Genomic DNA, 19,506 nt, shown 5'->3' on the forward strand with positions numbered 1-19,506 from the left:
GCAGCCTGTGACCCGCCGCCTCCCCAGGAGAGGCAGACCAAGCCCGGTGACGACGAACGGCCCCGGTCCATCCATGCGGACCGGGGCCGTTCCAGCTCTGGGTGACCAGGGTGCCCGTCGAGCCCCTGCACGAGGACGGCGCGGAGGGCTGACCCGCGGCGATCAGGTCTCCATCCGGTTCAGGGTGGTGAGCCACTGGGCCACGACGGCGTCGATGAAGGCGTCGGTGACCTGGCCGCGGTCGAGGAGGAGCCTGGCGAGGACGGGCCCGTACAGCAGGGTGTATTCGTCGTCGCTGATCCGTACGCCCGAAGGCTCCAGCAGCTTGTTCAAGGCGGCGTGGCGGTCTTCGCCGATGCGGACGAGTGCCTGGGCGCTGTCGGGGTCGTGGTCGGCCTGGGCGGTGACGGCCAGCACGGCGGTGCGCATGGCCGGGACGTTGACGCCGGCGCGCAGGCTCTTCAGCCAGGCGGTGGCCACGGCGCGCACGTCGCTGCCCGGTTGGGGGTAGGTGCCGAGGTCGGGGCCTTCGAGGATGAGATCGAAGAGCAGCGCGGCTCGGTTCGGCCAGTGCCGGTAGAGGGTCTGGCGGGTGACATCCGCCCGCTCGGCCAGCAGGGCATAGGTCAACCCGGCCGGTCCGACCTCAGGTAGCAGTTCTCGCGCGATGGTCAGCACGTGGTTGCGGGTGCGCTGCACGCGCGGGTTGGTCGGGCTCGGCTGACGGCGGTGGACCGGCTGCTTCATGCCCTCACCCTAACAGTCAATCACACGCCGTGTGTGATTGACATCACAGCTCAAATCATACGCCGCGTGTGATAAATAGAGAGGGTAATCACACGCACCGGATGATTCTTGCGTGTGCGGCTCCCTCTCCTCAGGAAGTGCCTGATGTCCACTGCGATCACCTTCTCCGAGTACGGCGGGCCGGAGGTCCTCACCCTGTCGGAGGTTCCGGCGCCGGAGCCGGCTCCGGGTCAGATCCGTATCCGGGTACGGGCGGCCGCCGTCAACCCGATCGATGCGCGGATCCGCGCCGGGATCATGCAGGACGCCTTCCCCGTCGAGTTCCCGCACCTGCCTGGGTGGGACGTGGCAGGCGTGGTCGACAAGATCGGCGAGGGCGCGGGCTTCGCGGTCGGCGACGAGGTCTTCGGTGTCGCTTCGGTGGGCGGCTACAGCGAGTACGCGCTGCTGGACCGGCCGTTCGCCAAGCCGAAGCAGCTGTCGTACGAGACCGCGGCCGGCATGATCACGGTCGGCGAGGCCGCCTACCGGGCCTTGGAGCACCTGGAGATCGACAAGGGCCAGACCTTGCTGATCCACGGCGCGAGCGGCAGCGTCGGCACCATCGCGGTGCAACTGGCCGCCGCTCGCGGCATCGCCGTGCTCGGCACGGTCGCCGAGCGGGACATCGAGCGGGTCGATCGCCTCGGCGTGACCGCCGTGCGCTACGGCGAGGGCTGGGCCGAGCGGGTCAAGGGCGCGGCCCCGAGAGGTGTGGACGCTGTCTTCGATGCCTGCGGCGCGGGCGTGCTCGCCGAATCCGTCACCCTGGTCGGCGGTGCGGGCAAGGTCATCACCATCGCCGATCCGTCCTTCGCCCGGCACGGCGTGCGGTTCACCGGCATGAGCCCCGAGGACCGCTTCCCCGAGGCACTGCCGCGGCTGGCCGACCTGATCGCCACCGCCGCGTTCGATCTCCCCGTCTGGCGGGCCTACCCGCTCCGCGAAGCCGCCCAGGCCCACGTCGACATCGAAACCCGCCGCAACCGGGGCAAGATCGTCCTCCTGCCCTGACCTCTGGCCACCACCCCACCTGAACTCAACGAGGCCGCGGCCCCGACACGCTCCATCGACCGGCCACGAGCAGCGGAAGCCGATGGAGCCCGCACCATTCGAGGCCCGGCACCAGCACGCCGCCGTCCGCCCCATCGGCACCAAGATCCTCGCCGACCGATGCATCTGAAAGATGGCTGACCATGTCACCTCGCGCCCTGTCCGAACCCACGTTCGCTCGCACCCGCCTCGGCTCTGGCCCCGGCCTGCTCCTCGCCCACGGCGCCGGCAGCAGCCTGGCCAACACCTACGGCCCCATCCTGGAAGGTCTCGCCGCCCGCCACACCGTCGTCGGCATCGACTACCCCGGCAGCGGCGACACCCCCCGCTCCACCTCCCCGCTGTCCGTTGACGACCTTGCCGACCAACTCGTCGCCGCCGCCGATGTGGAGGGCCTCGACCGGTTCGCTCTGTCCGGGTTCTCCCTCGGCGGCTCGGTCGCCATCCGCGCTGCCGCCCGCCACCCCGAGCGCGTCACCGCACTCGTCCTGACCGCCACCTTCCCGTACCGCGACAACCGGCTCGCTCTTGCCTCCTCGGTCTGGAGAAAGATCGCCGCGTCCGGCGACCGCGAGATGCTCGCCGAATTCCTGCTCATGATGGCCCTCGGCACCCAGGTACTGGAGTCGATGTCGTCCGAGCAACTGCAGGAGGCCCTCGGCTTCGCCGCCGCCACCGCAGCCGACGGGTCCTCCGAGCAAGCCGATCTGGTCGGCCGGGTCGACGTCCGAGACGACCTGGCCGGCATCAAGGTCCCCACCTTGGTCATCTCGACCACCGACGACTGGGTCACCTCCACCGCCCTGCACCGCCGGCTCGCCGAGACCATCCCCGGCGCCCAACTCGCCGAAATCGCCGGCGGCCACCTCCCGATGCTGGAGCGAACCGACGAGTGGTTGCAGCTCATCACCGACTTCCTCGGCAAGCACTGAAAGCACACCATCAGCGAACATCGGCACGTCTGCGTCGCCCCACCGTCGCACCGAATCCGGCGCCAAACCACGCGTCCGCATAGCCACGACGGCGCATCCTTTCCCTTTTCTATGGCTATATCGCTTTTGACGTATATGTCGATTACCTGGTGTTGGGTCCCATCTGGCGGACTATGACTAGCTTTGAGACAGGGCCGGTCATGCCACGCCAAAGGCCGGAACTCGAGCCTGAACAGGCAGAGACGACTGTTGCCGCGGTGTAGACCGGCACCGATTCGGCGGGGCCGGAGGTGTTCCTATGAGGGCTGTCGCCGTCCACTATGGGCTACGGGATCATGCCATGACGGCCGTGAAGATCCTCGCCGTCGCGATCGTCTATTTCGTGGCCGCCAAGCTGGGGCTGCGACTACAGCTGGTCCGAGGGCAGGTGACGCCGCTGTGGCCCTCGACGGGAATCGGGCTGGCCGCCCTGCTCATCTTCGGCCTCCGGATCTGGCCGGGCATCACCCTCGGCGCCTTCCTGACCAACGTGTCGATCGGGCCGACGATGGCCGCCGTCCTGGGCATCTCCGTAGGGAACACGCTCGCGCCGGTCTGCGCCTACCTCCTGCTCGAGCGCGTGGGCTTCCGCATCGAACTGGACCGCCTGCGTGACGCGCTCGCTCTGGTGTTCCTCGGTGCCTTCGCCGGAATGCTGGTCAGCGCGACCGTGGGCGCCGGCTCGCTGGTGCTCGCCGGCGGGCTGAGGCCCGGCGAGTTCTGGCCGGCGTGGTCGGTGTGGTGGACGGGCGATGCGATGGGCGTGCTCGTGGTCACGCCGCTCCTGCTCGCGAGCCGCACGACCCGGATTCCGCGGGACGCCCACCCGCTCCGCTGGGTCGAAGGAGCGGCGCTGCTGCTGGGCACCTTCCTCGTCACGTTGGTGGCGACCGCGGGCCCCATCAACCTGCTCTTCCTCGTGTTCCCCTTCCTGATCTGGTCCGCGCTGCGCTTCCAACTCCTCGGGGCCGCGGCGTGCGCGCTGATCACGTCGACGGTGGCGATCGTCTCCGCCGCGCGCCACTCCGGCCCGTTCGCCGAGCACGACCTCCTCCTCAACATGGTCGCCCTCCAGGCCTTCAACGGCTCCGCTGCGCTGACCGCGCTGCTGCTCGCCGCGATCATCGCCGAGCGTGACAAGGCCCACCAGAACATCAAGGACGTCTGCGCCCGGCTCAACGAGGTGGCGCACCGGCTTGCGCGCGACAAGAAGCTGGTCATCCGGCTGCCGCCCCCACGCGCCGGAGAGCGGAGCAGGGATCGGTCGCAGTAGCCGGACGATCGGCGCTGCGGCGCGCCTTCGACTTCGGCCGGGGAGATCAGCAGCGTCATTTCACCCAGATCTCCTGCAGGACCCGGTAGTCGAGTACGACGATCCCCTCGCTCCGCAGGATCTCGCGCGCCTCGGGGGAGGTGAGGAACTCGTAGTCGGTCCGCCGCACGCGCCACCCGTCAGGCTCGATCGCCCGTGCGTCCTCGTCCCCGAGCCCTGGATGTACGGCCCATTCGCTCAGCCCGACCGGCACCTCGCGCAGCAGCCGGGCGTACGTGGCCGCCTTGCCGTCGAGTTCGAGCCGGAAACTGTCCAGGAAGTCGTGGTCGACCACCGGCAACCCGCGCGCCCGTACCTTCTGGCGGGCCGGGTCGAGCCAGGCCCGCACCGCCAGGCCGTACTCCTGGGCCAGCGCCACCGTCAGGTCGAAAACGTCGGCGCGCCCGCCATCGGCCAGGCAGTGCCAGTCCAGGTGGGTGGGCGCCAGCCCGGCATCGGTCACGGCGGCGATCTGCGCGCGGAACTCGCGCTCCACCTCGTCGAGGCGAGCCCGGGCGAGCAGCTCCGGTATGCGATCTGGCGTGAACAGCTCACCCGCCGCATCGAGCAGCGACGGCACCTCCTCCTTGGGCGTCAGCGGCCCCCACCTGCGGCGAGGCGTGTCGCACACCAACGTCAGATGGATCCCGAACGGGATCTCCGGCCGGTCGCGCAGCAGTCGCATGGCGTGCTCCGCCCCAGGACAGGGCGTCATCAGGCTGCACGAGCCCGAGATCCCCTCCTCGATCGAGCGCACGACCGCGTCGTTGATCGCCCGGTGCATTCCGAAGTCGTCGCTGTTCACGATCAGCAGGCGCGCGTCGGGCTCGAACCCGGGGAGATCGTTCATGTTCCAAGCCTGCCGGGCGCGAAGGGCGACATCCAACCGATTTCAAGCATCGGCCGTACGGAGCAGGCGCCTGCCCACCCGGGACGAACCTACGGCTACACGGCGCGGATGGTCGGCTCGACGCGTACCGGGAAGTTCACGGAACTGGCGATGAAGCATGACTTGTGCGCGTCTTCGTGCAGCTTGGTGGCGGCATCGGCCATCTCGGGCGACGTCACGGTGATCGAGGGGCGCAGCACCACCTCGGTGAAGTGGCCGCCGTCCGCGGTCTCGGCCATGGTCCCGACCGCGTTGTCGACGTACTCGGTGACGATGACGCCCGCCGTGGCGCACTTGTGCAGGTACGTCAGCATGTGGCACTGGGACAGCGAGCCGACCAGGAGCTGCTCCGGGTTCCAGCGTGTCGGGTCGCCGCGGAAGGCCGGGTCCGAGCTGGCCGCGATGGCCGGCGGGCTCTCGGCGGTCAGCTCGTGCTCGCGGCCGTAGTCACGGTAGCCGCTGGTGCCGGTGCCCTTGTCGCCGGTCCAGGTCACCACGACCGGGTACGTGTGCTCGCGGGTCATGCTTCGTCCTCCTCGTTGTGGGTGATGCTACGGGTGTCGAGTACGTGTGCGCGGGCGACCCTGGCGGCCTCCTCCGGGCGGCCCAGGACGATCGCGGCGACGAGCTCCTCGTGCTGGCCCGACACGTACGCGGGTCGCGACGGCGGCGCCAGCGAGCGCAACGTGGACACCTGGATCTGATCCCAGATGCGTTCCAGCGCGTGCAACGCCATCGAGTTGCCCGCCAGCTCGGCGATCACCCGGTGGAAGCGGCGGTTGAGCCGCACGGCCTCGGCCAACCGCCCCTCGGCGGTGGCGGTGGCGGTTTCGATCGCGAGCTCACGGAGCTCGGCGAGGTCGGCGGGGGCGATGCGGCCCTCGCGCTGACGGGTCGCGGCCAGCTCGGCGGTGAGGGCCTCCAGCGCCGCCCGTACCTGGTACGCCTCGTTCAGGTCGCCCTGCTCCAACGCCACGACCACCACGCCGCGCCCGGAAGGCTGCACGAGCCCGTCGGCGGTCAGCGCGCGGAGCGCCTCGCGTACGGGGGTGCGGCTCATGTCGAGGGCGGCCGCGATCTCCATTTCGGTCAACCGCGCACCGGGCGGGTACGTGCCGTCGAGGATCAACTCCCTCAGCCGCGTGCGCGCCACATCGGTCTGCATGCGGATCAGGTTAGCGGACGGCATGCATTGCATGCAATGGACGCACTGTATGCAAAGTAGCTCTGTTTGGCGGACAAGCGCGATCGCTCCCGGTCGTGGACAGACGGGAGCGAGGCCAGCCGCACCAGGAGTTGTGGGGCGGGGGTGGCGGTGGGGTCGGAGTCGCGGGATCGGCAGGGGCGAGATTGGCGATGGCGGTGGTTGTGAGGTTGAGGGTGTCGAGGGTTGCGGGTCTGGCGGTGGAGTGAAGCTGGTGGTGCGGGGGTTGCGGGGTTGGGGACGGTAGTGGGGTCGGCGGTGCCGGGGGTTGTCGGGTTGGCGACGGGAGTGAGGCAGGCGGTGCTGGGTTGCGGGCGGAAGCGAGGTTGGCGGTGCTGCGGGTTGTGGGGTCGGTGACGGGGGGTGAGGTTGGCGCGCCGGGGGTTGCCTGGTCGGCTCTTTGTACGTTGGTCCACGAGATCAAGCTCGGCTGCGTCCTCGATGGCGACCGCGTTCGAGGTGACGGGCGCCGCGAGTGCGGGGACGGCTTTGTCGGTCCGGGTCTCGCCCGAGGGGGACCTGGGAGCTCGTGGCTTCCGGCCCGTGTGGCGAGCCCTCCCGTGATCGGCCCGCGACAAGGTGATGGCGGCGTGTGACACTCGTCGAGTACGGCCTTCCGATTCATCACAGAACCGTTCTCGCGCAGAAAGGGCTGAGATGCCGCGCTGGCTCAAGGTCGTGATCGCGGCGACGCTGCCGTCGACGGCCGGGGTTCTGGCCTGGTGGATCTGTGTGGCGAACGGGCTCGGACTGGACAGCACGAGCATCGTCGTCGGTCTGGTCGTCCTGCTCCCCGGAACGCCGCTCGCCATCTGGGCCGGTCAGGCGGAGCCCGGCACCGGCCCGCCGCCCGGTTCGAAGCGGGACCTGCGCACGGTCGGTGACGTGCCGCGCGAGCCGAAGGCCTTCCAGCCGCGTTCGGATCTGAGCGAACGCATCGACAAGCTGTTCTCCGCCCGCCGCACGGCGGCGGTTTGTGCGCTGGTCGGGGGACGCGGCGTGGGCAAGACCCACCTGGCGGCCGCCTATGCCCGGCGCTGCATCGAACGCGGCATCCCGGTGGCATGGCTGCATGCCGAGACCGTCGACCAGCTTCATGGTTCCGTGGATCAGCTGGCCACCGAAGCCGGGTTACGCAGCGACGCGGACGACCCGGCGACCGTGGCCCGCAAGGTCAGAGCCTGGCTTCAGGAGCGGCGCGAGCCGTATCTGGTCGTGTTCGACAACGGGACGGACCCCGATCTGCTCGCGCCGCTGCTCCCGTCGCACGGCCGGGCTCGCGTGCTGATCACCACCAATGATCATTCGTTCGAACGGCTCGCCACGATGGTCGCGGTGGAGCAGTTCACGGAGGCCGAGGCGGTGAAGTACCTCCGCACGCGGGTGGGCGCGGACGACGGCGGCTTCCGGTCGCTTGCCGAGGAGTTGGACCGCCTGCCGCTCGCCCTGGGCATCGCCGCAGCCGCCCTGGTCGGCCCGCCGCGCCTGTCGTGCGACTCCTACCTGGGGCGGCTGCACGCCACGCCCATCGAGGTGCTCCTCGCGCGGCCTCGCGGGGAGCCGTACCCCACCGGAGTCGCGCAGGCGATCATGCTGTCGGTCGGGCAGACCGGCCCGGCGGCCGCGCGCCTGCTCGGAGAGTTGTCCGTGCTGTCGACCTCCGGCGTCGAGTTCGAGCTGCTCGGCCCGCAGGCGGAACCGGCTCTGGCCGAGCTGGGCGCCCGATCGCTGGTCACCTTCAGCCGGAGCGACACGACCGCGTTCGTCCACCGCCTCGTCCGGCGCGCGGTACGCGATCAGGCCGGACGCGACCGCACCCTGGCCGAGCTGATCGAGACAGCCGCGCAACGGCTGTGCGTGGCGGTCGAGGACGTCTCCGACCAGGACACCTGGCGGAAGTTCCCCACGATCATGGCGGTGTCCGAGCACGCGGCGGCCTTGTGGGAGGCCGTCGAGCAGGTCCCCGACGACGAGTCCGCGCACCTGCGCGCGGCGGCCGAGCTCGTGCTGCGGGTCCGCCACGTCGTGGCCTCCCATCTGGTCTATCTCAACGACGGGCTCCGGGCCGCCCCGGTCGCCGAAGCCGTCGTCAGGGGACGCGAAAGGCTCCTGGGCGCTGAGCATCCGGACACCCTCGCGGCCCTGCACACGCTGGCGCACGCCTTCGAGTACGCCGGTCAGGCGATGAAGGCCGCCGCCCTCTACCAGCGTGTCGCGGCCGATCGCTCCCGCGTCCTCGGTGACGATCATCCGGATACGTTGTGGTCACGCGCGTCGGTGGCCTTCTCGTACACGATGGGAGGCAGGGCGCCGGAGGCGGTGCCGATGATCGAGCAGGTGGTGGCCGACCAGGAGCGGGCACTCGAACCCGGCCATCCCACCCTGCTCGCGGCGCGCTATTTCCAGGCGTACACCAACGTCGAGGGCGGCCGGCCCGAGCGCGGCATCGAGCTGTTCCAGCGGCTGATAGCCGATCGCGAGCGGCTCTTCGACCACGACTATCCCGATACCTGGGTCGTCAAAGGACAGCTCGCGCGCGCTTACAAGGCGGCGGACAGGGCCGATGAGGCCGTCCAGCTGTACGAGCACGTCGCCGGGCAACAGGCGCGGCTGCTGGGCGCCGACCATCCCGACACGTTGATCACCCGGCACGGCCTGGCCACGGCGTACGAGGCAGTGGGACGGACGGCGGACGCGCTCGCCGAGTACGAATGGGTCGTGAACCGGTTCGAGGCCGTCATGGGCCCTGAACAGACGCTGACCAAGACCGCCAGAGACGACCTGGAGCGCGCCCGCCGGAGCCTCCGCCTGAGGTGATCGGTGGGGTGGGTGTCGTGGAGAGGGATCCCGTGAGGTGGGTGGTCAGTGGGGTGGGTGCCGTGGAGAGGGATCTCGTGAGGTGGGTGGGTGTCGTGGTGGGGGCGCCCGTGAGGTGGGTGGTCAGTGGGAGTGGGCCTCGTGGAGGGGGGATCCGGCGAGGCGGGCGGCGATGACGCGGGCGAAGGTGGGGCAGTGGAAGATGCCCTCCGGGTGCCCGCAGGCCAGGCCGTGGGCGATGGCGGTGCGCGCGGCCTGCGCCTGGGCGATCCGTTCGTCGAGCTCGGCGAGCTTGCGCTCATGGAGCTCCCGCCAGGCGTCGACGTCTTCGTAACGAGAGGTGATGAGCACCTTCAGCTCGCGCAGCGAGAAACCCGCGTCCTGCAACGACAGGATCAGGCCGACGATCGCCAACGCCGAAGTGGGGTAGCGCCGTTGGCCCGAGACCCGGGTCGGGGCGGGGAGCAGGCCGAGCTCTTCCCAGTAGCGCAACGCCGAGGTGGCCACACCGGTGGTCCTGGCCAGCTCGCCGATCGTCAACAGCTCGTCCGGCTCGGCTTCAAGGGCACTTGAAGCCGTTGACTGGCGCCCGTGAGATCGAAGACGCTCAAGCAACCCGTGATAACCCGGGTCGTACGTCAGTTCGGCCGACCGCACGGTCTGGCCGGATGGGTTATGGCTCACCGCGCCTCCAATCGCCAACACAACCGCTGGGCGGTGTCCCAGCTCGACGTGCAGCTCACGGACCGGGTGCCGGCCCCGGTCCGGCCATCGCCGAGCCGAGCCGGGCGGCCACGCCACTCGAGGACGAATCTACGGTATCGACCATTCCGTGGTCATGGCCCGTCCAGCCGCGAGGTCGGGCGTGAGTGCACCTCCGCTTCGTGGTGACCCGCGAGGTCAGGTGCGTGTCGCGCGGTCGAAGATCTCGACCAGTTCGTCCGCGCACCGATCAGGATCGAGGCCCTTGACGAGGCGGTCGGCCACCCCGTCGATGGACGCGCGCAGAGTCGTACCCATCAACACCCCGTCGAACTCCCGGAACACCCCCGCCCGCTGCCCCTCCGCGAACAGCGCCGCCAGCCTGGCGACCGCGGCGTCCTGCTCCTCGTCGCCCACGGGCACCTGGTTGAACGCGATCTGCTGCACCGCCCGCACGTGCTCGGGATGGGCGGCGATGAAGGCGATGTTCGCCCTGATGAACGCCTCGAGCTGGGCGCGCGCCCCGGAGGCGGCGTCGAGCGCCGGGCGCATGAAGGCGGCCGCGTCCTCGACGACCTGGCGGACGACGGCCTCGAACAGCTGGTCCTTGCTGGAGAAGTGGTAGGAGATCAGCCGCTTGCTGCTGAGCCCCGCCTGCTCGCAGATGGCCTCGAACGTGGTCTCCGCGTAGCCGCGCCGCGCCAGCACGGCGATCGTGGCGGAGGCGATCTGTGCCTTGCGGGCCTCGGTGGCCGCCCGGCGGGGGGCAGAGCTCTGCATTCAGCCCAGCTTGCCACGCTTCGGGAACGCCTGCCGTACGGCACGTCGGTTGACGAGGAGGGCCACGGCGGCGACCAGCACGCCGACCACGGCCTGCTCCGCCTTCATCCAGCCGGGATAGCCGCTGTCCGGGGCGACGAGGATGAGCACGATCCCGATGGGGGCGGCGATGGAGACGAAGCGGATGCGTACGTAGGCCGATCTCTTTCCCCGGGCGGCCTGCCCCGCCAGGGCGACGAGCCAGACGGCGGCCACGGCCACGGCGGCGCCGCGGAGCCACACCACCCAGTTGCCGCCGATGAGGGCCGCCACGCCGAGGGTCGCGACGGAGATGACGAGCACGGCCACGAAGAGGGCCCGGACAGGAGCCCACACGTTGTTATCCATGCGAGTAAATTTACACAGACGGATAACGAGTCTCAAGGGTGATGACTTCGGGGCCGGAGTCGGTGACGATGACGTCCTCCTCATGGCTGGCGCCCCCCACGGAATGCATCGCGATCCTGCGCTCCAGCGCCAGGCACATCCCGGCCTCGATCAGGCCGTCCGAGGCCGGCCCGCCCTCGGTGATCCACGGCGGCTCCAGCGACAGGCCGAGCCCGTGGCCCCAGAGGCCGTCCGTCTCCGACCAGGGCAGTCCGTGGTGGACGGCGAACGCCGACCGTTCGAACACCTGCCGGCACCGCCGCGCCACCTCGCCGAAGCGCCGGCCGGGCCGCAGCAACTCGATCCCGGCCAGGACGCTCTCCCGCACCGCCTCCAGCAGCCGCCGCTGCTCCGTGGTCGGCTCGCCGCCGACGACCCACGTACGGGCCAGGTCGAACAGGTAGCCGCGCACGGAGCCGTACAGGTCGATCCTGATCAGGTCGCCCTCGGCCAGCCGCCGGTCGGCGGAGTAGGGCGTCGGGCCGGAGGCGGCGAAGGTGTAGGACTCGGCGCCGGAGGAGATGCCCATGCCGGAGTAGGCGCCGCCCGCCCGGACGATCTCGGCGATCGCGGCCGCCGCCACGTCGGCCTCGGTGGCGCCCGGTACGGCGGCCTCCCGGGCGGCGGACACCGCGCGCACCCCGAGCGCCCCCGAGGCGCGCAGCAGGTCAAGCTCGGCGGGGCTCTTGATCCGGCGCGCCTCCCAGGCCAGGTCGTCGGCGCACACCAGCTCGTGCCCCGGCAGCACCGAACGCAGCCGGCACCACCACGGCGCGGCCATCGCCTCGTAGCCGATCAACGCGACCCGGCCCGGCCGGATCGACTCCCTGATCTGCTCGGCCAGGGAGTCCACGAGATCGGGCGTCACATGGACCCGCGCCGCCGGCCGGGGCTCCTGGAGGTCCCTGGAGTTGGTCAGCAGGACGGCGGTGTGCTCGCTGAGCGGAGGGTCGTCCACGGGCAGGACCACGGCCGCGTGGCCCCGCGCCCGCCAGTGTCCGGGGAAGTCGGGGATGAACGGCTGGTGCTGGTAGAAGCCCGTCAGGTAGTAGACGTCGGCGTAATGGTCCTGCGCCGAACCGCCTCTCGACCAGGCCACCACCCCGCGGAACCCCGCCCGCGCGGCCAGCCGCCCCATGGCCGCCTGCCGCGCCGCGTACTCCTTGCCACCGATCCCCAGCACAACCGAGTTCTGCCCAGGTCGGAGGCCGGTTCACCTGGTCGCGGCCGTCAGAGCCCCTTGAGGAACGACGCCGCCACCGGCGCCGCGACCTTGCCGCCCGCGCCGCCGCCCTCCACGACCACCGCGAACGCCACGTCCTCCTTGAAGCCCATGAACCAGGCGTGGGTGTCCAGGTCGTCGCCGGTGCCGAACTCGGCCGTGCCGGTCTTGCCGTGCGTGCCGGCGGGCAGGCCGGCCGCCTTGGCCGTGCCCTTGGACACCACGGCCGCCATCATCGACTGCAGCGGCTCCTTGACCCCGTCGGGCAGCGGGCGCTCGGTGGCCTTCTGCTTCAACGAGGGCACCAGCGTCGGCGGCCGCCACGTGCCGTCCGCGATGGCGGCGGCCACCGAGGCCATCGTCAGCGGGCTGGCCGTGATCCTGGCCTGCCCGAACGACTCGGCGGCCAGCTCGGCGTCGGACTGGGCCCGGGGGAAGCTGGCCTTGGTGGCCGGGACCCCGATGTTCAGGGGCTGGTTGAAGCCCACGTCCTCGGCTGTCTTCAGCAGCTTGTCGGCGCCCAGCTTCTGCTCGGCCAGCGGCGCGAACGTCGTGTTGCACGAGTGGGCGAACGAGTCGAGGAACGACAGCGACCCGAACGCCTCCTTGTCGGAGTTGCGGACCTTCAGCCCGCCGATGGTCGCGTACATCGGGCACGTCACCGAGTCCGACGGCGACATCCCGGCCGCCAGCAGGCCGATCGCCGTGACCGCCTTGAACGTCGAGCCGGGCGGGTAGCGGCCGTCCAGCGCCCGGTTGAAGCCGCCCTGGTTGTTGACCACGGCCAGGATCTCGCCCGTGGACGGCTTGATCGCCACCATCGACGTGGGCTTCTTCATGTCCTTGACCGCGCCCACCGCCGCGGCCTGCGCGCGCGGGTCGAGCGTGGTCTGGACGGGCTCGCCGTCGCTGCCCTCGATGGTCTCCAGCGTCTTGTCGCCGAGCTGGATCTCGGTGGCGGGCGTGCCCGCCAGCCGCTTCTGGAACGTCTCCTGCAGCCCGCCGCGCCCGATCGCCTGGCCGACCTTGTAGGAGGAGCCCAGCTTGGCCACGTCCTTCTTCTCGGCCTTGGCGAGGTAGCCGACGAGTTGCTGCACCGACCCCCCGACCGTGCCCGTGTCGATCCGGTCTCCCTGGGCGTCGGTGATCTCGGCGCGGTCGGGCCAGCGCGTCTTGAGCTTGAACTCGGCCCCGGCGGTCATCGACGGGTACAGCGTGGCGGGCTTCCAGTCGACCTTCCAGGTGCGGTCGGCCACCATGAGGTCGATCTGGCCCTGATAGGACCACTTGCCGATGTTCTTGAGGTTCAGGGTCGCGGTGTAGGGGGCGCGGGCCCGGTTGTCACCGGTCTCGGTGATCTCGCCGAGCTTGATGTCCGTCGACTCGACGGCGAGTGCGCTGCGTTGCTGGTCGTACGCGTTGAGCTGCTGTGGTTTGGCGAGCTCCGCCCCCATGGCGGCCCAGTTGCCGGCCTGCCATGCGACGGTGAAGCGCTGCGCCGTCTCGGCGGGCGTCCCCCTGGTGTGCAGCAGGTAGTACGCGCCACCGGCCGCGGCCCCCACCGCGAGCACGGTGGCGCCGGACACGATCGCGATGGTACGACCACGCGCCACGCTAGATCCCCCTGATCCTCGACGACATTGTCATGACACGCCGTTGGCCGCCTTGAAGCTGGCGGCGTAGGTCGGCACGTATTCCTGCCCGGACAGCTTCTGGATGGCCGCCATGATCTCGTCGGTCACCCGCCGCCGGTCGCGGGCCTTGGTGTGGTCACCCTCGAACCGCATGGGCTCGCCGATGGCGATGCCGATCCGCGCGGGCCTGGGCACCTTCGAGCCGACCGGCAGCACCCTCTCGGTGCCGCTGAGCGCCACGGGAAGCACCGGAGCGCCCGTCTTGAGCGTCAGCCAGGCCACGCCGACCTTGCCGCGGTAGAGGCGGCCGTCGGGGGAGCGGGTGCCCTCCGGGTGGATGCCGAACAGTTCGCCGCGCTCCAGCAGGTCCGCGGCGGAGTCGAGCATGGTCTGGGCGGCGTGCGCGCTCTCCCTGTCGATCGGCAGGCTGCCGCCCAGTCGCATGAAGAAGCCGGAGATCGGGTTGCCGTCGAAGTACTCGTTCTTGGCGGTGAAGGTCACGTGCCGCGGCAGCAGCGCGGGCAGGAGGAACGAGTCGAGGATCGACAGGTGGTTGGCGGCCAGGATCGCGGGCCCGCTCCTGGGCACGTGCACCGCGCCCGAGATGTGCGGCCGGCACATCGCGTTCGCGAGCGGCGCGGCGGCGAACTTGACCACTTCGTACAGCAACGAGCTCTCCTGATCATCGGGCCGGTCGGCCACCCCACCATAAAGCAGGCGCCCCGCCGGTGGGCGGGACGCCTGGAAAAGTCGTTAAGGCCGATGTGGCGGTCGCCTCCTCGGCGAGGTGCACAACACGGCTCCAGCCGAACGGTATTCCGTGAAGGCGGTAATTTGCGGCCCGGGGGACACAGACCACATCGGCAACTCGAGTTAAGCACACGGTCCGGGCATGGGGGTAATCGCGCCCCCCTCATGGGCGACACGTGACCTGAGCTTGGCGATCTTCGACCCTCGGAGGCCCGGTTCGTCCCGGTCACGCACGGTGAGCGCGGCCCCGCTCGCCCTCGACGAGATCGGGAAAATGATTTGAGCTCACATTGGCATTCCGTGTTGAATCCACAATGTCAGCGAGACTCGGTGAGGGCACGGGTCGAAGTTCGTCGGTTACCACTTTTAATGGGGAGTCGCAGGTTCGAGTCCTGCCCGGGGCCAACGCTCCGGTAGCTCAGTCGGCAGAGCGCCAACGCCGGTGGACGCCCCCACATCCGTGCCCTCTCCGAGCCTCGGGGGCGGGTCGAAGCAGGCCGGTTATCGCTTCAGGTGCCGGAAGCGCGGGGTTCGACTCCCCGCCGCGCGGGTGCGCCCGCGCGTCGCGTAGTGGCAGCGCGCCGTAAAAGGCCGGTCGGCATTTCCACATCCGCCCCCATTTTTTCTGCATATCCGCCATTCGGGCGGGTCGAGACGTACGAGGTGAAAATTATGGCGCGAAACCGTGACCCCCTCGCCGGTGTTTCCGCGTTCGCCACGCCGCAGACCCAGCCGCTGCCCGGCCGCACCGACCAGGTGCGCAACGCGGCGGGCGGCTTCGTCTTCGAGAAGGACCTGTGGCAGCGCGTCGAGGACTTCCTGATCCTCGGCACCACGGGCGGCACCTACTACGTGTCGCAGGAGCAGCTGACCGCCGGCAACGCCGCCGCGCTGTTCGAGGCGATCGCCGAGGACGGCCCGCGCGTCGTCGAGCTGCTCACCGGCATCTCGACCGCCCGCCCGCCGCGCGCTCCCAAGCAGCGCCCGGCGCTGTTCGCGCTGGCCGCCGCCTACGCCCGCGGCGACGCGGCCACCCGGCAGGCGGCCAAGCTCGCCCTGCCCAAGGTGGCGCGCACGACCGACCACCTCGCCTCCTTCTTCGGCTACTACAAGAACCTCGGCGGCAAGCCGACCGCGCGCGGCACCGCGCCGGTCACCGGCCGCTCGCTGCGTACGGCGCTCGCCTCCTGGTTCACCGCCGGCAGCCCCGACGACGTCGCGTTCAAGGTGTGCAAGGCCCGCCAGCGCAGGACGCCGCAGGGTGAGACGTTCGACCTGCGCGACGTCCTGCGCATCGCCCACCCCAAGGCGGACGGCCCGCAGCGGGCGCGGCTGTTCGGCTGGATCGCCGGCAACGTCTCCGACGAGCAGGCGCGCGAGACGCTGGAGTCGGTGGACCGGTTCCTGAGCGCCAAGGCCGTCACCACGGCCCGCGAGGCGATCCAGGTGGTGACCGAGCGCAAGGTGCCGTGGGAGTTCCTGCCGGACGCCGTGCTGAGGGATCCGAAGGTGTGGGACGCGCTGGTCGACACGATCGGCATGACCGCGCTGCTGCGCAACCTGGCCCGCATGACGCGGATCGGCACGCTCACCCCGACGGGCGAGGCCACCCGGCGGGCGGTCGCCCGGCTCACCGACCGCGACGCGCTGCTGCGGGCGCGCATCCACCCGATGGACGCGTTCCTGGCGCTGCGCGTGTACGGCTCGGGCCGCGCCCAGCCCAACCCGCGCGCCGACGCGCACACGTGGGCGCCGGTCCCGGCGATCCGCGACGCGCTGGAGGAGACGTACGAGCTGGCGTTCGGCGCCGTCCGGCCGACGGGCCGGCGGCTGCTGGTCGCGGTCGACTCCTCCGGGTCGATGTCGGGCGGCTGGTACGGCGGCGACGTCGTGGTCGGCGGTTCGAAGATCGGCTCGCCGTACGAGGTGAGCTGCGCGATGGCCGTCATGCTGGCCCGCATCGAGAAGGGGAACGTGCACGTCATCGACGTCGACACCAGCGTCCACGCCTCGAAGGTGACCCCGCGCACCAACCTGCGCGAGATCGGCTCCTGGCGGCCGTCCGGCGGCGGCACCGACCTGTCGCTGCCGTTCCGCTGGGCGCGCGAGCAGCGGATGGCGGTGGACGGCATCGTGGTGTTCACCGACAACGAGACGTGGGCGGGGCGCGCCCACCCCTCGCAGGAGCTCGGCGCCTACCGCCGCACCGTGGCGGCGGACGCGCGCGTGGTCGTCGCGGCGATGACCGCCGTGGGCTACTCGATCGGCGACCCCGGCGACGAGGGCGTGCTGAACGTGGCGGGCCTGGACGCGTCGCTGCCGATGATCGTCAACGCGTTCGTCCGCGCGCAGGACGCGCAGGACGCGCAGGACGCGCAGGACGCGCAGGACGCGCAGGACGCGGAGGACGCGCAGGACACGTAGGACGCTTTGGACCTGACCGGGAGCGCCCGGTCAGGTCCTCGTCCAGCGCGGCTGCTTCACATCGAAGACCCGCTGCTCGCGGCCGCGCAGCGCCACCTCGGCGAACTGCCACAGGATCGCCCCCGTCGGCGCGTGGACCACGATGGACGGCCCCAGCGGCATCTGCAGCATCTTCCCGCGCCAGCGCGGCACCCCCGGCGCCAGGAACCACTCCAGCGGCACGTCGTGCACCGAGGCCACCTCGCGCGGGTCGGCCACCGGCTGCTGGACGCCGCCGAACGCCACCACCGGCGTGATGACGAAGCCGGAGTCGGTGACGAAGTCGTCGAGCAGCCCGGCCACCTCGACCCCGGTGACGCCCGTCTCCTCGGCGAGCTCGCGCAGCGCCGCGTCCACGGGGCGTTCCCCGTCGTCCAGGCGCCCGCCGGGCAGCGCCCACTGACCCGGGTTGCGCCCGTGGGCGGCCCGCTTGATCAGGATCGTGTACGGGACCCGTTCGGCGTCCTCCAGGACGCACACGGTGACGGCGGCCCTGCGCACCCCGCCGGTGGGCGGGACCTGCCGGCGGTCGAAGGCGGTCAAATGGGACCTGATCTGCTCCTGCAGCACGTCGATTGGCGACAGCACACTTCAAGGATGTCACGGGCGTCCGGACGGGTCTCACGACGGGCTGCGCGGCAGCCGTACGGTGACGCTCAGCCCGCCTTCCGGCCGGGCGGCCGCGGTGACCTGGCCGCCGTGCGCGCGCACGATGGCCCGCACGATCGACAGCCCCAGCCCCGCGCCCTTGAACGAGCGCACCCGGTCGCCGTGGAGCCGGCTGAACGGCTCGAACAGGTCGTCCACCTCGTACGGCGGCACCGCCGGCCCGGTGTTGCGCACCGTGACCACCGCGTCGCCGCCCTGCCGCCGCAGCGCCAGCCAGATCTCGCCGTCGCGCACGTTGTGCTTGATCGCGTTCTCCAGCAGGTTGAACACGCACCGCTCCAGGAACAGCGGATCCCCCTCGACCAGCACCGGCCGCAGGTCCTGGTGGAGCGTGACGGGCCGCTTGCGCGACTGCAGGTCGATCTGCTCCAGCACGGTGCGCACGACCTGCTCCAGATCCACCGGCTTGCGCACGGTGAGCTCCTGCTCCGACTGCGCGAGCAGCAGCAGGCCCTCGATGAGCCGCTCGTAGCGGGCGTTCGTGCCGAGCAGCGCCCTGGCCAGCGCCTTGAGGTCCTCCGACGCGGCCGGCTCCTCCAGCGACACCTCCAGCACCGTACGGTTGATCGCCAGCGGCGTGCGCAGCTCGTGCGAGGCGTTGGCGATGAACCGCCGCTGCGCGTCGAACACCCGGTGCAGCCGCTCCAGCATCGCGTCGAACGTGTCCGCCAGCCGCCTGACCTCGTCGGGCGGTCCCTGCAGCCCGATGCGCTCGTGCAGGGTGCTCTCCGACAGCCGCTGCGCCGCCTCCGTCACCCGGTCGAGCGGGCGCAGCGCCCGGTCGGCCACCACGTAGCCGAGCACGAGCGCGACCACGCCGACCAGGATCATCACGAGCATGGACGAGCGGACCACCTCGCTGAGTACATTGCCGGCCCGGTTCTCGACGTCGCCCTGGAAGATGACGTCCTCGACCACCGGGCGCGTCGCGCCCACGTCCGGAGGCGGGTTCTGGAGTTTCCTGAACCCGGTGACGAACTGCTGGTTCAGCGCCTGGCCGGTGGTGAGGTAGGTGAGCCAGAGCAGGATCGACCCGGCCACGAAGAACAGGCCGCCGTACAGGAGCGTGAGCCGCAGCCGCAGCCGCCTGCTGCTCCACCACGACCGGCCCCGGTCGACGATCAAAGCCGGTACCCCTTGCCGGGCACGTTCAGGATCGCCGACGGCACGCCGAGCTTCTTGCGCAACGACGTGATCGTGACCCGCAGCGCGCCCGTGCCGGGGTCGGCGTGCTCGTCCCAGACGCTCCTGCGCAGCTCGCCGGAGGTGACCAGCTCGCCGCCCGCGCGGAGCAGCACGCGCAGCACGTCGAACTCCTTGCGGTTCAGCGACACCGGCCGCCCGTCCCTGGTGACCGTGCGGCGGGACGGGTCGAGCACGACGCCGCCGCGTTCGAGCGGGGGCGTCGCGGAGCGGGCCGAGCGGCGGGCCAGCGCCCGCACCCGGGCCACCAGCTCGGCGAACGCGAACGGCTTGACCAGGTAGTCGTCCGCGCCCAGCGACAGCCCGTCGATCTTGTCGCGGATCTGTCCCGCCGCGGTCAGCATGAGCACCCGGCCGCCCCCGCCGCCCTCGCGCAGCCGCCGGCACACGTCGTCGCCGTGCACTTCGGGCAGGTCCCGGTCGAGCACCACCACGTCGTAGTCCACGTACGCGGCCCGCTCCAGGGCGTCCTGCCCGTCGTAGGCCACGTCCACGGCGATCGCCTGCAGCCGGAGCCCGTGCGCGACCGCGTCCGCCAGCCGTTCCTCGTCCTCGACGACAAGCACCCGCATCGCCGGCCCCTTTCCTCTGGCACCCGAGCGTGACGGATCACGTGTTAGGGCCG

At 70.9% G+C, this 19,506-nt stretch carries 18 protein-coding genes; 5 read left to right on the plus strand and 13 right to left on the minus strand.

The genetic code is table 11. From position 1 onward, the window contains the following. Nucleotides 1–162: 162 nt before the first annotated feature. The gene (locus AB0L65_RS38170) at nucleotides 163–747 is read right to left on the minus strand and encodes a TetR/AcrR family transcriptional regulator (RefSeq protein ID WP_364255870.1); all 585 of its coding nucleotides are present in this window, start codon (nucleotides 745–747) and stop codon (nucleotides 163–165) included. 144 nt (nucleotides 748–891) lie between these two features. Here AB0L65_RS38170 and AB0L65_RS38175 point away from each other — a divergent pair, with 144 nt between their 5' ends. From AB0L65_RS38175 to AB0L65_RS38185, 3 genes are all read left to right on the plus strand, one after another. Then, nucleotides 892–1,800, plus strand: a complete 909-nt coding sequence (locus AB0L65_RS38175) for an NADP-dependent oxidoreductase (RefSeq protein WP_364255873.1) — start codon at nucleotides 892–894, stop codon at nucleotides 1,798–1,800. Nucleotides 1,801–1,982: 182 nt separating this feature from the next. After that, nucleotides 1,983–2,771: an alpha/beta fold hydrolase gene (locus AB0L65_RS38180; RefSeq protein ID WP_364255876.1), complete on the plus strand. Its 789-nt coding sequence runs from the start codon at nucleotides 1,983–1,985 to the stop codon at nucleotides 2,769–2,771. Between the two features lie 340 nt (nucleotides 2,772–3,111). Continuing rightward, a complete protein-coding gene (locus AB0L65_RS38185) occupies nucleotides 3,112–4,083 on the plus strand; it encodes an MASE1 domain-containing protein (RefSeq protein ID WP_364255879.1) in 972 nt (323 codons plus the stop codon). Nucleotides 4,084–4,138: 55 nt separating this feature from the next. On the opposite strand, the gene AB0L65_RS38190 is transcribed toward AB0L65_RS38185, so the two are convergent. The 3 genes from AB0L65_RS38190 to AB0L65_RS38200 form a co-directional block, all read right to left on the minus strand. Continuing rightward, the gene (locus AB0L65_RS38190; RefSeq protein ID WP_364255882.1) at nucleotides 4,139–4,972 is read right to left on the minus strand and encodes a polysaccharide deacetylase family protein; all 834 of its coding nucleotides are present in this window, start codon (nucleotides 4,970–4,972) and stop codon (nucleotides 4,139–4,141) included. Between the two features lie 95 nt (nucleotides 4,973–5,067). Further along, nucleotides 5,068–5,535, minus strand: coding sequence for an OsmC family protein (locus AB0L65_RS38195; protein WP_364255885.1), 468 nt, complete (start codon nucleotides 5,533–5,535; stop codon nucleotides 5,068–5,070). Then, nucleotides 5,532–6,176 (minus strand): GntR family transcriptional regulator, encoded by a 645-nt coding sequence (locus tag AB0L65_RS38200; RefSeq protein WP_364255888.1) that lies wholly within the window; start codon nucleotides 6,174–6,176, stop codon nucleotides 5,532–5,534. The genes AB0L65_RS38195 and AB0L65_RS38200 overlap by 4 nt, the downstream gene beginning before the upstream one ends. Before the next feature lie 696 nt (nucleotides 6,177–6,872). Between AB0L65_RS38200 and AB0L65_RS38205 the strand changes: the two genes are divergently transcribed. Continuing rightward, nucleotides 6,873–9,032 carry a tetratricopeptide repeat protein gene (locus AB0L65_RS38205; protein WP_364255891.1) on the plus strand — a complete coding sequence of 720 codons (2,160 nt, stop codon included), beginning with the start codon at nucleotides 6,873–6,875 and terminating at the stop codon, nucleotides 9,030–9,032. 123 nt (nucleotides 9,033–9,155) lie between these two features. Here the strand turns inward: AB0L65_RS38205 and AB0L65_RS38210 are convergent, their stop codons facing one another. From AB0L65_RS38210 to AB0L65_RS38235, 6 genes are all read right to left on the minus strand, one after another. Next, the gene (locus AB0L65_RS38210; RefSeq protein WP_364255894.1) at nucleotides 9,156–9,572 is read right to left on the minus strand and encodes a MerR family transcriptional regulator; all 417 of its coding nucleotides are present in this window, start codon (nucleotides 9,570–9,572) and stop codon (nucleotides 9,156–9,158) included. 360 nt (nucleotides 9,573–9,932) lie between these two features. Further along, nucleotides 9,933–10,514: a TetR/AcrR family transcriptional regulator gene (locus AB0L65_RS38215; RefSeq protein ID WP_364255896.1), complete on the minus strand. Its 582-nt coding sequence runs from the start codon at nucleotides 10,512–10,514 to the stop codon at nucleotides 9,933–9,935. Next, entirely contained in the window at nucleotides 10,515–10,901 is a 387-nt protein-coding gene (locus AB0L65_RS38220) for a hypothetical protein (RefSeq protein ID WP_364255899.1), read from the minus strand. A gap of 10 nt (nucleotides 10,902–10,911) precedes the next feature. Continuing rightward, nucleotides 10,912–12,123: a Xaa-Pro peptidase family protein gene (locus AB0L65_RS38225; protein ID WP_364255902.1), complete on the minus strand. Its 1,212-nt coding sequence runs from the start codon at nucleotides 12,121–12,123 to the stop codon at nucleotides 10,912–10,914. Nucleotides 12,124–12,170: 47 nt separating this feature from the next. Beyond that, nucleotides 12,171–13,748 (minus strand): penicillin-binding transpeptidase domain-containing protein, encoded by a 1,578-nt coding sequence (locus AB0L65_RS38230; protein ID WP_364255905.1) that lies wholly within the window; start codon nucleotides 13,746–13,748, stop codon nucleotides 12,171–12,173. A gap of 57 nt (nucleotides 13,749–13,805) precedes the next feature. Beyond that, on the minus strand, nucleotides 13,806–14,465 hold the full coding sequence (locus AB0L65_RS38235) for a lysophospholipid acyltransferase family protein (protein ID WP_364255908.1): 660 nt from the start codon (nucleotides 14,463–14,465) through the stop codon (nucleotides 13,806–13,808). A gap of 753 nt (nucleotides 14,466–15,218) precedes the next feature. Between AB0L65_RS38235 and AB0L65_RS38240 the strand changes: the two genes are divergently transcribed. Next, entirely contained in the window at nucleotides 15,219–16,970 is a 1,752-nt protein-coding gene (locus AB0L65_RS38240) for a TROVE domain-containing protein (protein ID WP_364255911.1), read from the plus strand. A 30-nt stretch (nucleotides 16,971–17,000) separates the two neighbouring features. Here AB0L65_RS38240 and AB0L65_RS38245 read toward each other — a convergent pair whose 3' ends face one another. The 3 genes from AB0L65_RS38245 to AB0L65_RS38255 are packed head-to-tail and all read right to left on the minus strand — an operon-like array spanning nucleotide 17,001 to nucleotide 19,453. Then, nucleotides 17,001–17,597 (minus strand): CoA pyrophosphatase, encoded by a 597-nt coding sequence (locus AB0L65_RS38245; RefSeq protein WP_364255913.1) that lies wholly within the window; start codon nucleotides 17,595–17,597, stop codon nucleotides 17,001–17,003. Nucleotides 17,598–17,630: 33 nt separating this feature from the next. After that, a complete protein-coding gene (locus AB0L65_RS38250) occupies nucleotides 17,631–18,803 on the minus strand; it encodes a HAMP domain-containing sensor histidine kinase (protein WP_364255916.1) in 1,173 nt (390 codons plus the stop codon). Further along, nucleotides 18,800–19,453 (minus strand): response regulator transcription factor, encoded by a 654-nt coding sequence (locus AB0L65_RS38255; protein ID WP_364255919.1) that lies wholly within the window; start codon nucleotides 19,451–19,453, stop codon nucleotides 18,800–18,802. The genes AB0L65_RS38250 and AB0L65_RS38255 overlap by 4 nt, the downstream gene beginning before the upstream one ends. Nucleotides 19,454–19,506 lie beyond the last annotated feature (53 nt).

Origin of the sequence: Nonomuraea sp. NPDC052116 (genome assembly GCF_040680035.1) — a bacterium.
GTDB lineage: Bacteria > Actinomycetota > Actinomycetes > Streptosporangiales > Streptosporangiaceae > Nonomuraea > Nonomuraea angiospora_A.

Coding starts and splice junctions, on each gene's coding strand:
- AB0L65_RS38170 (WP_364255870.1), bottom strand. CDS start 747: ATGAAGCAGCCGGTCCACCGCCGTCAGCCGAGCCCGACCAACCCGCGC.
- AB0L65_RS38175 (WP_364255873.1), top strand. CDS start 892: ATGTCCACTGCGATCACCTTCTCCGAGTACGGCGGGCCGGAGGTCCTC.
- AB0L65_RS38180 (WP_364255876.1), top strand. CDS start 1,983: ATGTCACCTCGCGCCCTGTCCGAACCCACGTTCGCTCGCACCCGCCTC.
- AB0L65_RS38185 (WP_364255879.1), top strand. CDS start 3,112: ATGACGGCCGTGAAGATCCTCGCCGTCGCGATCGTCTATTTCGTGGCC.
- AB0L65_RS38190 (WP_364255882.1), bottom strand. CDS start 4,972: ATGAACGATCTCCCCGGGTTCGAGCCCGACGCGCGCCTGCTGATCGTG.
- AB0L65_RS38195 (WP_364255885.1), bottom strand. CDS start 5,535: ATGACCCGCGAGCACACGTACCCGGTCGTGGTGACCTGGACCGGCGAC.
- AB0L65_RS38200 (WP_364255888.1), bottom strand. CDS start 6,176: ATGCAGACCGATGTGGCGCGCACGCGGCTGAGGGAGTTGATCCTCGAC.
- AB0L65_RS38205 (WP_364255891.1), top strand. CDS start 6,873: ATGCCGCGCTGGCTCAAGGTCGTGATCGCGGCGACGCTGCCGTCGACG.
- AB0L65_RS38215 (WP_364255896.1), bottom strand. CDS start 10,514: ATGCAGAGCTCTGCCCCCCGCCGGGCGGCCACCGAGGCCCGCAAGGCA.
- AB0L65_RS38220 (WP_364255899.1), bottom strand. CDS start 10,901: ATGGATAACAACGTGTGGGCTCCTGTCCGGGCCCTCTTCGTGGCCGTG.
- AB0L65_RS38240 (WP_364255911.1), top strand. CDS start 15,219: ATGGCGCGAAACCGTGACCCCCTCGCCGGTGTTTCCGCGTTCGCCACG.
- AB0L65_RS38255 (WP_364255919.1), bottom strand. CDS start 19,453: ATGCGGGTGCTTGTCGTCGAGGACGAGGAACGGCTGGCGGACGCGGTC.